Raw genomic sequence first — 16,046 nt, forward strand, 5'->3', positions numbered from 1 at the left:
AAGCAGTGAATCAAAGAAGACAACATCAACTATATCATTCTTTTGATATCCTTCATCATTTTCGTCTATGATGATATAGCTGTTCGCCTCAACCATTGACCTAATTATGCCAGAACCCCTGTTCAGGACATGTCTTGTATAGTTTTCATCAGTATAAGAACGGATGAAATCTGTCCTGCCCAGTTGGGAAGGAATCTTTAGCTGAGATTCCTTTCTGATAATATTAAAATCAAATGCTCTTCCTTGCATTTCAAATAGATATTTTCTTGCAAAAATATCAAACTGAGTCATTGCCGCAACAGGCTGGCCGGAAAATGTAAATACCATCTTATCATTTACAATGCCTGCTCCAATCGGTTTGCCCGGTCTTATAGCAACACCGTGGAATAATATCTCTCCGATGTCATCAACAACATCCAAAACAACATCCCCTTTACTGATAGCTGTTCCTCCTGTAGTCATGATGACATCATAATCATAAGAAGCCTTTAAAATAGCTTCCCTTACTTCTTCAAATGTGTCTCCAGCATGGTCAATATCGCAAATCGCACCTGAATCCTCAACCATTGCCTTTATAGTAAACTGATTAGAATTAATGATTTTAGCTTTATCGATTTCTTCCTTTGTAGGTTCAACAAGTTCATTGCCTGTAATGATTACTTTAATTCTAGGCTTTTTGAAAACCTTTACCTTATCATAACCGGCAGAAGCAATTAAACCCATCTCCGGATATCTGATGAAAGTGTTCTTTGAAAGAATTTTCTCCCCCTTCTTGATGTCTTCCGCTTTTGGAGAAACATTTTCTCCAGGAGTAACCTGAGAATAGATTGTCAAATCATCCCCTTCAGTTGTGGTGTACTCTTTCATGATAACAGCATTGGCTCCATCGGGAATAGGTGCTCCGGTAGCTATAACAATAGCTTCATTTTCACCAACAGTTTTATTAGAAAAATCTCCAGCACCAATAGCATCCACTATCTTAAAGCTTTTAGGAGCAGATTGTGATGCTCCAAAGGTATTTTCACCAATAACTGCAAATCCATCCATAGCAGATTTATCAAAAGGTGGAGAATTGTGAAAAGCTTCAATATCTTCGGCCAATACTCTCTTGTGACAATCATGTATTGAAATTTCTTCAATACCAGTGACTTTTTGATTATCATTAACTAATTTTAATGCATTAGTCAGAGATTCCAATTTTGATAAAAACATGTTTCAACTCCCCCAAGTCAAAATTTATGGCATATATTTTTCAAGAACACCATGATATGCATTATCCAAGTCTTCATAACTAAATTCATGACCGTTTATATTTAATGAACTGCCTTTTACTTCCCCAATGACTTCAACATCGACGTCAATCTTTGCTAAAATATCATCCAAAGCGTCAGCTTTTACTGTTAAAATGTATCTTCCATGACTTTCTGAGTAAAGCAACTGGATTTTATCCAATTCATCATCAACTAAATTAACATCACAACCCAATCCGGATTTGATAACCATTTCACAAAGTGCAATAGCTATACCTCCAGCAGACACATCATGAACTGCGGTAATATTCTTGTCTGCGTCTTCATCGATTAGCTTTAATACAGTCTGACCGTTAGCTAACTCTTCATCAATTCTGATTCTTGGAGCTGTTCCTTTCTCAAGATTGTGAATAGTTCTGTGATATTCGGAACCTGTTAATTCATCATAGGTTTTTCCGATTAAAAGAATCTTATCCCCTTCGTTTTTGAAATCCATAGTTCTGATGTTTTCAATTTTTTCAACACCAATAACACCAACAGCAGGAGTTGGATTGATTTTAATTCCTTCAGTTTCATTATAAAAACTAACGTTTCCACTAATAACAGGTGCATTGAATTTTTCAGCAACCAAACTCATTCCTTCAATAGCCCTTTTAAATTGCCATAAAATTTTTGGAGTTTCCGGATTTCCAAAGTTAAGGCAATCGACAACCGCATAAGGAGTTGCACCCATTGAAATAACATTTCTAATTGCTTCTGCAACACAGCCTGCAGCTCCATCAAATGGAGACAATTTAGTGTGAATTGTATTAGAATCAGTGGTAAGCGCAATTGCAGTTTCATCATCAATTCTCAATACTGCAGCATCATCTCCAGGTTTAACAACAGTTCTTACCTGAACTTCATGGTCATATTGTTTATAGACCCATTCTTTTGAAGCTATATTCGGAGAAGATAATAATTTAGGTAAAGATTTATAAACACCAGGTTCTTTTAATTCAATTTTTTCTGTATCTTCTGGAATTTCCTCTAAAGGTCTGTCAATTGAAGGCGGATCTGCCAATAAGATTGTTGGCAAGTTAGCAATCTCTTCACCTTCATCAGAAATAATCATGTTATTGCCTTCAATAACCTCACCGATTACTGATGAGACTATTTCATGCTTATCACAAATCTCTTGAGCGAGTTCGACATCGTTAGGGTTTATTACAAACACCATTCTTTCCTGTGATTCTGAAAGCATGATTTCATATGGAGTCATGCCAGTTTCCCTTAAAGGAATTGCACGTAAATCAACAAGTGCTCCGTTTTTAGAGGAATCTACAAGCTCAGAAATACAGCAGGTAAGGCCTCCACCACCTAAATCTTTTACTCCGCTAACATCAATCTTTTCAAGAATTTCCAATGATGCTTCCAAAACTCTTTTTTTGGTAAACGGATCGGCTACCTGAACTGCTGGCCTATCTTCTGTTTCGGAATCTGATGTCAACTCTTCTGATGCGAATGTTACACCATGAATTCCATCACGACCAGTGGTTCCGCCCATTAAAAGAAATACATCACCATGATTAGGTGCCTGTGCACGAACTATCTTATCTTTTTCAACAAGCCCTACACACATTACATTTACTAAAGGATTTGTTCTGAATGATTCATCAAACTCAATTTCACCAGCAACAGTCGGCACACCAACACGATTTCCATAATCGGAAATTCCTTTTACTACATGTTCAAATAAATATCTGGATTTTTCATCTTCTAAAGGTCCGAATCTAAGTGAATCCAAAAGTGCAATAGGCATAGCACCCATAGAAATAATATCCCTTAAAATTCCACCAATACCAGTCCCAGCACCACCATATGGTTCAATAGCTGATGGGTGATTGTGTGATTCCATTCCTACAGCTAATGCATATTTATCAGTTACGGATACTAGTCCCGCATCATCTCCGGGACCTAAAATAATATTTTCTCCTTCAGTTGGAAAAGCTCTTAAGAAAGGCCTGCTACTTTTATAGGAACAATGTTCTGAAAACATTACATCCAGCATTCCCTCTTCCAATTCATTCATTTGCCTACCGAGGATTCCTTCAATATATTCAACTTCTGAATCAGCTAAAGTCATGTTAACACCTTAATTTTTAATTGAAATAATAACTTTTTCTCCTTCAATATCCCATTCTTTAGTATAATCTTTAGAATCTTTACTGCATTCCTCTGTGTCAGTTATAATTAGGCTACTTGCTCTAACTTCATGAGATATGAATTCTGATTGAGGAACTATTAAATCTTTAAATTCAGCAGATGTTTCCACATCAACATTAATATTTGCTTCAACATCCAAATCTAGGTCTTTTCTCATGTCTTGAATTCTTCTTATTAATTCACGAGCCATAGCTTCCTGTCTAATTTCTAAAGTAATATTAGTATTTACAAACACATTTCCTCCATCAAACTCTGATGAAACAAAGTCATCCGGAAGTTCTGAATCGAATAATACTTCTTCAGAAGACAATTCGATTCCTTCAATAACAACACTACCATTAGCTTCAAGTTCTGCTTTAATTTGGTTGCCGTCACTTTCTTTTAGGCCTTTTACAACTTTACCCATATCTCCTTTAAGTTTTGGACCTAAAATTTTGAGATTTGGCTTTGCATTGAATGACAACTTATCAAATTCGCTGGCGCTTAAAACCTCTTTAGTATTAGATTGATCCTTAATGATATCTTCCAATTCTTCAATAGCTTTCAAGACTTCTTCATCCTGAGATACAACAGTAATATCTGAAACCGGCCATCTGAGTTTATATTGTGCAATATCACGTGCTCTAATAGATGCATCAATTACATCACGGACAACATCCATTTTTGCTTCCAATCCTTTATCTATTGCATCTTCATCATAACCCCAATCAATCATATGAATGCTTTCAGGAGCATCTGGATTTACTCCTTTAACAAGATTTTCATAGATTTCTTCACACACATGAGGTGCAATTGGACATAAAACTGAAATTAATTTGATGATTGCTGTGTATAAACTGTAATATGCTCCCAATTTATCAGGATCATCACTTTCAACCCAAGTTCTTCCACGAATAAGCCTTACATACCAACGGCTTAAATCCTCAAGGATGAAATTATTGATTTTTCTAGTTGCATTGTGGAAATATAACTTATCCAATTCTTCTGCAACTTCTTTAACTAAAGTATTTGCTTTGGATATAATCCATTTATCCTCAGCTCTTAAAATCATGTCATCTTCACTTAATCCTATAGGATTGAAGTTATCCAGTGACATGTAAGTGGTTGAAAATACATATATATTCCATAAAATGTTAAACATCTTGTTGATGTTTAAAAGCTCTTCCCATACAAATTTTAAATCATCCCATGGTTTTGAAGCCCATAACAGATAGAACCTTAAAACATCCGCTCCGTATTTTTCAATGACCTCTTCTGGAGATACAACGTTTCCTAATGATTTTGACATCTTATTTCCATTTTCATCCAATACAAAACCATGCATTAAAACTTTTTGATAAGGACTTTTGCCCATAGAAATTACTCCAGTACCTAATTGTGAGTAGAACCATCCTCTGGTTTGATCGTGACCTTCTGTAATAAAGTCATATGGGAACCAATCCTGGAATTTATCTTTTTCTTCCGGATAGTAAAGGGAAGCCCATCCGGCAACACCGGAATCAATCCACACATCCAATACATCTGGAATTCTTTTAATGGTTTGACCGCATTTGTCACATTTTACTTCAACTTCATCTACATATGGTCTGTGAATAAGTTCTGAATCTGAAACGGTTATTTCATTTAAGGATTCTGCTTTTAACTCATCAAGAGAACCAATTACTTTCAATTCGCCACAATCCGGACATTCCCAAATAGGAATTGGAATACCCCAGAATCTTTGCCTTGAAATTGTCCAATCACGAGCGTTATCTACCCAATCATAGAATCTGCCTTCACCGGCCCATTTAGGTATCCATTCAACGCGACCAATTTCATCCAGCATTTTCTGTTTAATGTCTGTAACTTTCAAGAACCATTGTTTAGTAGCCCTATAGATAATAGGAGTTTTACATCTCCAGCAAACCCCGTATCTGTGCTCAATAGTTTCTGACCTATACATTAAACCTTTGTTTTCTAAATCTTCAATAATTTGGGAGTTTTCATCTTTTGTAAATTTATCAGCGTATTTTCCTGCATCCTGTGTGAAGCATCCATCTTCACCTACCGGACAGAATATTGGAATTCCATTAGCTTGACCTACTTCAAAATCGTCTGGCCCATGTCCCGGTGCTGTGTGTACCAAGCCTGTACCTTCACCAAGTTCAACGTGATCTCCTGATAAAACCTTGTGGACACTATCTATTTCATCGAACTCGGCATGTTTAGGAACTTCATCTGAAAGTATGTAATCATAGCTCATTCCAATTAATTCTTCACCTTTAACAGTTTTGATAACTTCATACATCACTTCTTTTTCTTCTATGATTTGGTCTTCTTCGTCATCATTTTCTGCAGGTATTTTAGTTCTGTGAATCTTAATCTGTTTGCCTAAAACATCTTCCATCAGGTTTTCAGATAGAATATAAGTTTCACCATCTTTTGAAACATAAACATAATCAAAATCGGGATTTGCACAAATGGCCATGTTTGCCGGCAGAGTCCATGGGGTAGTTGTCCAAACTAGGAAATAGGTATTTTCTTCCCCTTTAACCGGGAATTTGATATAAATAGAAGGGTCGACTTTTTCTTCATATTCAATTTCGGCGGCCGCAAGTGCAGTTCCACAATGAGGACACCAGCTAATAACCCTTTGATCGTTGACAAGCAAGTTCTGTTCATTAGCTCTTTTAAGAGTCCACCATGAAGATTCCATATATTTAGGGTCAAGTGTCATGTAAGGGTCATCCCAATCCATCCAAACACCCAATTGGTCGAATTGATCTTCCATAGCTACTTTATTTTCCATTGCAAATTCTCTGCATTTATCAACAAAAGCGGCCATTCCGATAGTCTCTTCAATTTCCTGTTTTGATTGAATGCCCATCAGATGCTCTACTTTGTTTTCAATTGGAAGCCCGTGCATGTCCCAGCCAGCTTGACGTCTTAAACTAAATCCATTCATTGATTTATAACGTAAATAAGAATCTTTAATAATTTTATTCCAAGCTGTTCCTAAGTGAATTTTACCGCTGCAATATGGAGGTCCATCTAAAAATGAATACCTAGGACCATTTTCTCTAAGTTCATTTACCTTTTTGAAAGTATCTTCATCCTTCCAGAACTTTTGTACTTTCCTTTCTATTTTATCGTGATCGTATGATTTATCTGCCTCTTTTATTGGCATTGTAACTCCTCAAAAATATTAATCTATAATATGTATTCTTTTGTTTAAGCTATTAAATAAAGGTTATTAAAATTCTTGAATATTTTAAAAAATGAAAAGATTTTTAAAAAAATAATATTGATTAAAATCTTTAAAAAAGAAGATATTCAAAACAAAAAAAAAGAGAGTTAAAAATATATATTTACAATTCAAAAAAAAATTAAAACATTTCCTCAAAAGAGGAAAGTTTCATTTAAATGTATTTTTTCAAATCTTCAGCTTTATCAGTTTTTTCCCATGGAAGACCTTCAATACCGAAGTGACCGTATTTAGCAGTTTGCTTATAGGAAGTGTCTCTTAGGCCTAATGTTTCAATAATTCCATCAGGAGTTAATTTGAAATTTTCACGTACGATTTCATCAAAATCAAGGTCGGCTACAGCAGTTCCGAAAGTGTCTACCATTACTGAAGTCGGTTCTGCAACTCCAATTGCATAGGATAGCTGAATTTCACATTTTTCAGCAAGGCCACTTGCTACAATGTTTTTTGCAATGTATCTTGCCATGTAACATGCGCTTCTGTCCACTTTAGTGCAGTCTTTACCTGAAAATGCTCCTCCACCATGGCGAGCATATCCTCCATAAGTATCTACAATGATTTTACGACCTGTTAAACCAGCATCCCCATGAGGACCTCCAATTTCGAATTTGCCGGTTGGATTAATGTGTTCTTTAGTATTTTCAGTCATCAATTCATCAGGAATAACTGCCTTAAAGAGTTTTTCACGAATGTCAGCTTTTAATTGCTCTTGATTATCAGACACTGTTTCATCATGCTGGGTTGACAATACTACTGCATCAAGTGAAACAACATTTCCATCTTTATCATAATTTACTGACACCTGCGCTTTACCGTCAGGTCTTAAATATGGAATTTCACCGCTTTCCCTAAGTTCAGTTAATTTATTAGTTAATTTACGAGCAAGGTCAATTGGATAAGGCATTAATGAGTCGGTTTCATTAGTTGCATAACCAAACATCATACCCTGATCTCCTGCTCCACTTTCTTCATCCCCACGGTCCACTCCCTGATTAATATCAGCAGACTGTTCATGAAGCCTGTTTTGAACAATACAAGTATGACCATCAAATTCTAAATCAGGTTTATCATAACCTATTTCAATGATTGTATCCCTAATGATTTTTTCAATTTCTTCTTCTGAAATATGGGCTGATGAAGTTATTTCACCAAATACCATGCAAAAATCAGTTGTTACACAAGTTTCACATGCAACATGAGAATTTTTATCCTGTGCCATGTACGCATCTAAAATAGCATCAGAAATAATATCTGCAACTTTATCAGGATGTCCCTGAGTTACTGATTCTGATGTAAATGTCCTAAATATTTCGCTCATTTTATCACCAATATTTGATTTTAATTCTCATTTAAGAATTGTATCAACATTATCAAATAGTCATTATAAGTTTTATCTTAAATGTTATATATAAATTATTAAAAATTATGATTAAAACAAGCCCAAAAAAACTTTTGTGAATAATTAATTACTGAAAAAGAAAAATAATATTATAGTTTTGAAAATATATTATAACATATATCAGAATTTCAAAATAAAATGAGTGGTAAAATGAGTTTCTACAGAAAATATAACACAATCATAAGAAGTATCGACAACATTGCGAAGCTATATAAAATATATAAAAAAGATAAATCAAAGAAAAAAGATGATAAAAAATGAATATTATTTATTTAATTGATTTTAACTGCCCATATTCATATATTGGACTTAAAAGACTTCAAAAAGTAATTGAAAGTTTAAAGTTAGATGTTGAATGGGAAATGAAGCCTTTTGAACTTGAAACAGAAGCTGGAAAAAGGCCTACAATAAGCACTACTGAAAAATATTCTGAAAAATTCGAACTGTCACCGGAAGATGCTTCAGCTAAAATCGCTGAAATAGAAGAAATTGCACATGAAGATGGTTTGGAAATCAATTTTAAAGATATGCTCCTTACAAGCTCTAAAGATGCGCTGAGATTGACAAAATATAGCCAAAATATGCACCCTGAAATTACCTTAAAGCTTGTTGAAGAGATATTTTATTCCAACATGGTTAAAAACGAAAACATCGCAGATATAAATGTTTTAACTGAAATAGCTATCTCATGTGGACTGGAAGAAGATGATGCCAAAAAAATTCTTGAAAACAATTATTACAACATTGAATGCTATCTTGATAAGGAAGAAGCTCTTTTGCATGGAATTACCGCAACCCCCTGTTTTATTTTAAATCATAAAGGACAGCGCCTTATTATTCCCGGAACATTTACAAGTGAAGAGTTTGAAACTGCCCTGAAAGATATGATTAGTGGAGAAATGGAAAACAAAACTTTCGTATAAGTAAATTTTGATTTAAAATCGTTTAAAAGCTTAAATATTTTAAAATAAAATAATTAGTTTATGATTTTAAATAAAACAAATGATGAACTAATCAATATAAAAATTACATGTGCAAATACTTTTTTTAAGCGTTTTAAAGGATTGATGGGAAAAAGAGATATTGACTATGCAGTATTGTTTTATAACTTGAAAGGTTCAAGTGTGCACACCCACTTTATGAAATTTGATATAGATGTTTATTTTCTAGATAAAAATCGAGTAATTTTTGAAAAAACTTGTTTAAAACCCTGGAAATATTATAAACCTAAAAAACAAGCTTATTATATCTTGGAAACAAAAAAAGATAAATTAAAATTAAAAATAGGAGATTGCTTAGATTTTATCTAAGATCTCTTTTGGATCTTCAAAGATTTGAATATCATCAATACTAGCTAATTTACGGGTATTTTCAATATCAATATCTCTCATATAGATTGTAATGATTTTCCCTTCAGATATTGCATCATTTGGACATGTATTTCTACACAGCCCACAGCCAATACATTTTGTCAAGTCTATCTCCTCATGCGGGATAATAGCTCCTTGCTCACAAGCTAACGATGCAACACAATCGTCACAATTTTTACATTTGGACAATTCCATTTTTGAAGGTAGAACTGTATCAACTGGTCCCGGATGAATATCAACAGGAACCATGTATACAGGAACAGCGCCTTTCCCTGCTTGCGCAACAACATTCGTAACTAAAGTATCTGCAATTCCATAGACTATCTTTGAAACTGTATTTGCTGTTGTAGGCGAGACTATTAACAAGTCATATTTACCTAATGAAAAACGGCCGGTAATTGGATATGAAAATTTTTGATTGGAATCTGTAGCCAATTCACGATATTTACCACCAGTTAACTTGACAACCCTTTCATAAAGTCCATACATTTTAAGAACTTCTTCGGCAGCCCCTGATAGAAATATAGTGACTTCATGTTCGCTAGCTAATTTTTCAGCAACCTGCACAGATTCCCTGAGTAAATGACCAGCTCCAGTAAATGCAAATCCGATTCTCATTTTAATCTATAATTTATGATATTGGTAAGCTTCTCTGTCTGAGAATGCATAATCTAATTTTGTGTATTGATTCATGAATTCAGCAACTTCATCAGCAATGTCTTCCTTATCGACTGCTACACGCTTAATGAATTCAGCAACTTCATCCATTTCTTTTTCTTTTAAACCTCTTCTGGTAATTTCTTGAGTACCAATTCTAATACCTGATGGATCATCTGAATTATCTCTGTTGTCTCCAGGTAAGAGATTTTTATTTAATATTACATTATTGTCAGCTAAATCTTTTGCAATGTCTGATGCAGACCTAATGTTTGTTAAGTTTACTGCAATTTGGTGTGATTGTGTAAATCCTAAATCTTCACATAAAACATCAAAGCCTCTTTCATACATTGCCTGACCTAACGCTTGAGCATTTTTAATGATTTGTTTTGCGTAAGCTTCACCAAACTCCAACATTTCAGCAGTTGCAATACCTAAACCTAATAAGTGGTGTAAATGGTGATTACTTACAACACCAGGGAATACTGCATTGTCAATAATTTCCTCGTTTTCCTTGTGTGAGAGGATAATTCCACCTTGTGGACCTGGGAAAGTTTTGTGGGTACTTCCCATCATTAAATCCGCACCTTCTTTGAGAGGTTGTTGGAACTGGCCTCCTGCAATAAGACCTAATACGTGAGCTCCATCATACATTATTGTAGCTCCAACTTCATCAGCAGCTTCACGAGCTTCTTTGATAGGGTGAGGGAATAAGAATAAACTTCCACCGAATAAAACAATTTTTGGTTTTTCCTCCAAGATTTTTTTGTTCATTGCGTCGATGTCAATGTTCATAATGTCTTTATCTAATGGGTGGAAAACTGTTTTAAGACCGCGGATACCTGCTGCACTTACATCAGCGTGGGAAATGTGTCCTCCTGACGGAACTTCCAATGCCATTACTTTTTCACCAGGTTTTGCAAAACCGAAAAATGCTGCTAGATTAGCAGTAACTCCGGAAACCGGTTGTACATTAGCATAATCACAATCATAAACTTTACAAGAAAGTTTTTTTGTCATGTCTTCAACTTGATCAACATATTGGCATCCTTCATAAAATCTTTCAAATGCTTGTCCTTCCGCATATCTGTGAGCAAAATCTGTCGCAACGGCTTCAGTTACTTCCACACTTGTAACATTTTCAGATGCAATTAAATTGATACTGTTTCTCATATATTCAGTATGTTCTTTTGCAATTTCTTCAAACTTTAAAATTTCATCATGATAATTAGTCATTTACTACACCTAATATCCAATTAAATATTATGTATTAATTTTTGTTTATCTTATAATATAATAGTTATGAAATTAGCTATATTTCAAATTAATTTTAAGGATATTAACAACATAATAAATTAGGACAAATGCAATCAGTAAAAATATTGTTCCGGCTAAAAATATTGACATTACCCCCAAGCCATCGACTAAAAATCCGCCAATTGCAATTCCGATGGCTATTCCCCCATTTAAAATACTTAAAAAAATGCCGTTTGCAAGTTCAAGATTTTGAGATAATACTGATGTTTCTATGTATTGTATTAAGTTATATCCCATTCCATCAAGTATTCCAAAAATTAAAATCAATGTCAATACGGCGATTAAATAATTTGGCAGCATATACAGCAAGAAAAATACTGATGCGCATACAATTTGAAAAACAATTAATGTTTCTTTATCCCTAATGAAAATTAATTTTCCACCTAACCAAGTCCCAAAAATAGAAAATAGTCCATAAACAAAAAGGAATATGCTTAATTTATATGTATAAATATGACATATTGTTTGTAAAAAGTATGGAATATAATTATAAACAATACTTGCACCAATAGGCATCATAATTATTGCAATTGATGGAATAATGAATTCCTTTGACTTCAAACTGGATAAAGGCAATTGATAACTTTTGGGTTTGCCTTCAATTTTGGGAAAAAATAACAAAATAAGAATTAATGTTAACATATTTATTGAAAAAATCCATGACATTGCAATTTGATAGCCAAATATAGTTCCAAGCCCTGTTGTTATTGGCAATCCCACTATACTTCCGACAGAGATACCAAGAAGAATTCGTGTTATATAATTCTGTTTTTCATTTTCAGGAGCTATTTCCTCACATACTGTAAGGGCAATAGATATAAATGCTGGATAAACAATTGCAGGTAATATTCTAAAAAATGAAGCTATTATAATGTTTTTAGTAAATATAATCACAATATTTGAAATTGCAAATATTGATAAAATAAAAATGAATGTTCTTTTTCTTTCATATCCTGAAAAAATTATAGGCATGAATAATCCACAAACGGCTATTGTAAATGTAAATGAACTTACATATAATCCTGAAATAGCAATTGAAGTATTAAAATACTGGGATATCTGGGAAATTATGCCAATTATACTTAAAGGAGTATTGATTCCCAGTGAGGATATCATTAAAATATATAAAAGCAGTTTTGAATTTTTCATAGTTATCAATAACAATCGTTATTAATAATATTACTAACAATATTATAAAAAATTTTGGAAAATGATTAAAAAAAAGAAAAAAAGAAATAGAGAAATTAATCTCTAAATCTATTTACCTATGTCTTCAAGAGCAGCACTGATTTGTGCCATAATTTGCTCGGTTTTGAAGTGTTGTTGGTTCATAGCACCGGATGGACATGCACCTACACAAGTTCCACATCCTTTACATAATGCGGAGTTAATTTGTGCAAACTCTTTTCCACCTACACCGGTTGCAATAGTAATTGCAGCAAATGGACATAATTCAACACATACTTGACATGCACCACAAACAGCGTCGTCGTTGGATGCAATAATAGGTTCGATTTCTACTTCTCCTTTAGCCATTGGGATTGCTGCTCTGGATGCTGCAGCTGAACCTTGAGCTACGGAGTCAGGAATATCTTTAGGACCTTGTGCTACACCAGCAATGTAAACACCATCAGTTAAAGTGTCAACAGGTCTGAGTTTTGGGTGAGCTTCCATGTAGAATCCATCTGCAGATCTGGAGAGACCTAAGGTTTGTCTGAGTTCGTCAGATCCAGCAGAGTGTTCGAGACCTACACTTAATACAACTAAGTCGTAAGTGTATTCAGTTACTTTACCGAGTAAAGTATCTTCTGCTCTGATAGTTAAGGTTAAATCATCGTTTTCGAAGATTTGTGCAGGTTTACCTCTGATAAATTCAATACCGTATTTTTCTTGAGAGGTTTTGTAGAACTCTTCGTATCCTTTACCGAATGAACGGATATCCATGTAGTAACAAGTTACTTCTGTGTCAGGTTCGTGGTCAATACATAATTGAGCGTTTTTCATGGAGTACATACAACATACTCTGGAACAGTATGGTTTACCGATTTGTTCGTCTCTTGAACCGACACAGTGGATGAATGCTACACGTTTAGGTTCGATACCATCGGAAGGTTTGATAACGTGTCCACCAGTAGGACCTGATGCGTTAATCATCCTTTCAATTTCCATAGCAGTAATTACGTTTGAGAAACGTCCGTATCCGTATTGGTAAATTCCGGAAGGATCGAATGGGTCGTAACCGATAGCAGCTACAATAGTACCAACTTCTAATTCGATTTCGGTAGCTTGTTGATTGTGGTCGATTGCGTCTGGTCCACATGCTTGTACACATAAGTTACATTCGATACAGTAGTCTTTATCGATAGTTGCACATAATGGTACAGCTTGAGGGAATGGGATGTATGCAGCTTTTACCATACCTACACCTTCGTCGTAGTAGTTAGGTATTTCGATAGGACAAGCTTCTTGACATGCTCCACATCCAGTACATAAATCTTCATCTACATATCTAGGTTTTTTCTCAATTTTTACATTGAAGTTTCCGATGTATCCATCTACTTCAGTAACTTCTGCGTAAGAAATTAATTCGATGTTTTCGTGTTTTGAACAGTCTACCATTTTAGGTGCTAAAATACACATTGAACAGTCGAGAGTTGGGAATGTTTTATCTAATTGTCCCATTCTTCCACCAATGGTTGGGTTTCTTTCTACCATGTAGGTTTTGAATCCCATGTCACCTAAATCTAATGCGGTTTGAATACCTGCTACTCCACCACCGATAACTAATGCTTTGTTATCTACAGCTACTTTGGTAGCTTCTAATGGTTCGAGTAATCTAGCTTTAGCAACAGCCATACGTGTTAAGTCTTTTGCTTTTGCGGTTGCTGCTTCTGGTTCACTCATGTGTACCCAGGAGTCTTGTTCTCTTAAGTTAGCAAATTCAAATAAAAATTTGTTTAATCCTGCTTCTTCTACACATCTACGGAAAGTAGGTTCGTGAAGACGAGGAGAACATGCTGCTACTACAATTCTGTTTAAACCTTTTTCTTTGATGTCTTCTTGAATCATTGCTTGACCAGGGTCAGAACACATGTATTTGTAATCTGTTGCGTGAACTACACCAGGTAATGTCTTCGCATATTCAGCGACATCAGGACAGTCTACGACTCCGCCAACGTTTACACCACAGTGACAGACGTAAACACCTATCCTTAATTCTTCGTTATTATTTATTTCTTCTGCCATATTAATTCACCTTGTACAAGTCGTGAAAAATATCTAATATATATAAAAAATTGCAATTTTTAAAAATAGTAGTAAAATTTTACATAGTATTAGATATACTAATGTAGTATCTCCACGTTTATAAAGCTTTCTAATAAAAATTTAGAGTAACCTTTATATATGATAATATAAAAACTCTAATAAAAATTGTTAATAAAGAAAAAAAGATTGAAATGAGTCTATTTAACAAAAACCAAGATAATTTATTATTTGTTTTAAAAATAATAAATTTAGGTTAGGATAAATTTCAAGGATTTTTACCGTAAAATCCTGAAAATTATAAGTAGTGTAATCAAAAAGATTACAGTATTGATTAAAATACAATAATGTTGAATTGTAGTAAAATATCAAAAAAAGAAAAAAAATAAAATTAGCTAACGATACCTTCGCTAGTAATCTTAAATACACATTCACCTTCAGGTAAATGAGGACTGTCAACTAAACGTGCGATCCTTTTACCTGCTAAACCTTTTTTAAGCCAAATTCTATAAGTGGAAGCGTGTCCTAAAACATGTCCCCCAATAGCTTTGGTAGGGCTTCCGAAGAATGAATCAGGTTTAGCTTGAACCTGGTTAGTTAAGAAAATAGCAACATTATAAGTGTTGGCTATTTGTTGAAGTGAATGTAAATGTTGATTTAATTTTTGTTGTCTGACAGCTAATGATTCTCTTCCAACATATTCTGCTCTAAAGTGAGCCATTAATGAATCAACAATCACCAATTTAACATTAACACCACTTTGAATTAGTTCATTGATTTTATCAACCATTAAAATTTGATGAGCTGAATTAAAAGCACGTGCAACATGGATTCTACCTAGAACTTCTTCAACATCTAATTCAAACCCTTCAGCAATTTGTCTAATTCTTTCTGGACGGAATGTATTTTCAGTATCTACAAATACACATTCGCCATCAAGACCGCCTAATTCTTTAGGCAATTGAACTGTTACGGCTAATTCATGAGAAATTTGACTTTTACCGGATCCAAATTCACCGAATACTTCAGTGATAGACTGGGTTTCAATACCTCCACCAATCAAATCATTGAATTCTTGGCTACCGACAGTGATATGGCCTACATCCTTTCTCCTTTCATCAACTTCTAAAGCAGTTTCAAAAGTGATATTTTCAGCTCTACGAGCAGCTTCAATAACTTTTTCAGCAACACCTTCTCCAATTTCTGCTTTTACAGATAATTCTTTAGGAGTAGCTGTAGCTAATCTCATCATGTCTGCAAAACCTGCATCTTTTAATTTTTCTGCTGTTTTTTCACCAACACCAGGTAAATCTGCTAATTCTACCATAATAATCATTCCT

11 protein-coding genes are annotated in these 16,046 nt (G+C 34.3%); 2 read left to right on the forward strand and 9 right to left on the reverse strand.

Annotated elements, in window-relative coordinates; all coding sequences use genetic code 11:
• From glp to metK, 4 genes are all read right to left on the reverse strand, one after another.
• Positions 1-1,212: gephyrin-like molybdotransferase Glp (gene glp / locus IJI93_RS09685; protein ID WP_292822530.1), on the reverse strand; the 1,212-nt coding region annotated here is incomplete at its 3' end.
• A gap of 24 nt (positions 1,213-1,236) precedes the next feature.
• Positions 1,237-3,375 carry a phosphoribosylformylglycinamidine synthase subunit PurL gene (purL, locus tag IJI93_RS09690; RefSeq protein WP_292822532.1) on the reverse strand — a complete coding sequence of 713 codons (2,139 nt, stop codon included), beginning with the start codon at positions 3,373-3,375 and terminating at the stop codon, positions 1,237-1,239.
• A gap of 9 nt (positions 3,376-3,384) precedes the next feature.
• Complete coding sequence (gene ileS, locus IJI93_RS09695; RefSeq protein ID WP_292822534.1) at positions 3,385-6,621, reverse strand: isoleucine--tRNA ligase; 3,237 nt, start codon at positions 6,619-6,621, stop codon at positions 3,385-3,387.
• Between the two features lie 232 nt (positions 6,622-6,853).
• Positions 6,854-8,017: a methionine adenosyltransferase gene (gene metK / locus IJI93_RS09700; RefSeq protein WP_292822536.1), complete on the reverse strand. Its 1,164-nt coding sequence runs from the start codon at positions 8,015-8,017 to the stop codon at positions 6,854-6,856.
• A 338-nt stretch (positions 8,018-8,355) separates the two neighbouring features.
• Here metK and IJI93_RS09705 point away from each other — a divergent pair, with 338 nt between their 5' ends.
• Positions 8,356-9,021 (forward strand): DsbA family protein, encoded by a 666-nt coding sequence (locus tag IJI93_RS09705; RefSeq protein WP_292822538.1) that lies wholly within the window; start codon positions 8,356-8,358, stop codon positions 9,019-9,021.
• 60 nt (positions 9,022-9,081) lie between these two features.
• Entirely contained in the window at positions 9,082-9,408 is a 327-nt protein-coding gene (locus IJI93_RS09710; RefSeq protein WP_292822540.1) for a DUF192 domain-containing protein, read from the forward strand.
• On the opposite strand, the gene IJI93_RS09715 is transcribed toward IJI93_RS09710, so the two are convergent.
• From IJI93_RS09715 to radA, 5 genes are all read right to left on the reverse strand, one after another.
• Entirely contained in the window at positions 9,394-10,086 is a 693-nt protein-coding gene (locus IJI93_RS09715) for a dihydromethanopterin reductase (acceptor) (RefSeq protein ID WP_292822542.1), read from the reverse strand. The two genes, IJI93_RS09710 and IJI93_RS09715, sit on opposite strands and share 15 nt — an antisense overlap.
• A gap of 6 nt (positions 10,087-10,092) precedes the next feature.
• Complete coding sequence (glyA, locus tag IJI93_RS09720; protein WP_292822544.1) at positions 10,093-11,361, reverse strand: serine hydroxymethyltransferase; 1,269 nt, start codon at positions 11,359-11,361, stop codon at positions 10,093-10,095.
• Between the two features lie 72 nt (positions 11,362-11,433).
• Positions 11,434-12,558 carry an MFS transporter gene (locus IJI93_RS09725; protein ID WP_292822546.1) on the reverse strand — a complete coding sequence of 375 codons (1,125 nt, stop codon included), beginning with the start codon at positions 12,556-12,558 and terminating at the stop codon, positions 11,434-11,436.
• A gap of 141 nt (positions 12,559-12,699) precedes the next feature.
• Positions 12,700-14,688: a CoB--CoM heterodisulfide reductase iron-sulfur subunit A family protein gene (locus IJI93_RS09730; RefSeq protein WP_292822548.1), complete on the reverse strand. Its 1,989-nt coding sequence runs from the start codon at positions 14,686-14,688 to the stop codon at positions 12,700-12,702.
• Positions 14,689-15,097: 409 nt separating this feature from the next.
• Positions 15,098-16,033 carry a DNA repair and recombination protein RadA gene (gene radA / locus IJI93_RS09735; RefSeq protein WP_292822550.1) on the reverse strand — a complete coding sequence of 312 codons (936 nt, stop codon included), beginning with the start codon at positions 16,031-16,033 and terminating at the stop codon, positions 15,098-15,100.
• Between the last annotated feature and the right edge of the window lie 13 nt (positions 16,034-16,046).

Origin of the sequence: Methanobrevibacter sp. (genome assembly GCF_017431965.1) — an archaeon.
Classification (GTDB): domain Archaea; phylum Methanobacteriota; class Methanobacteria; order Methanobacteriales; family Methanobacteriaceae; genus Methanocatella.

Bases quoted from the DNA above. Each gene is read 5' to 3' on its own strand.
- purL (WP_292822532.1), bottom strand. From the start codon at position 3,375: ATGACTTTAGCTGATTCAGAAGTTGAATATATTGAAGGAATCCTCGGT.
- ileS (WP_292822534.1), bottom strand. From the start codon at position 6,621: ATGCCAATAAAAGAGGCAGATAAATCATACGATCACGATAAAATAGAA.
- metK (WP_292822536.1), bottom strand. From the start codon at position 8,017: ATGAGCGAAATATTTAGGACATTTACATCAGAATCAGTAACTCAGGGA.
- IJI93_RS09705 (WP_292822538.1), top strand. From the start codon at position 8,356: ATGAATATTATTTATTTAATTGATTTTAACTGCCCATATTCATATATT.
- IJI93_RS09710 (WP_292822540.1), top strand. From the start codon at position 9,082: ATGATTTTAAATAAAACAAATGATGAACTAATCAATATAAAAATTACA.
- IJI93_RS09715 (WP_292822542.1), bottom strand. From the start codon at position 10,086: ATGAGAATCGGATTTGCATTTACTGGAGCTGGTCATTTACTCAGGGAA.
- glyA (WP_292822544.1), bottom strand. From the start codon at position 11,361: ATGACTAATTATCATGATGAAATTTTAAAGTTTGAAGAAATTGCAAAA.
- IJI93_RS09725 (WP_292822546.1), bottom strand. From the start codon at position 12,558: ATGATATCCTCACTGGGAATCAATACTCCTTTAAGTATAATTGGCATA.
- IJI93_RS09730 (WP_292822548.1), bottom strand. From the start codon at position 14,688: ATGGCAGAAGAAATAAATAATAACGAAGAATTAAGGATAGGTGTTTAC.
- radA (WP_292822550.1), bottom strand. From the start codon at position 16,033: ATGGTAGAATTAGCAGATTTACCTGGTGTTGGTGAAAAAACAGCAGAA.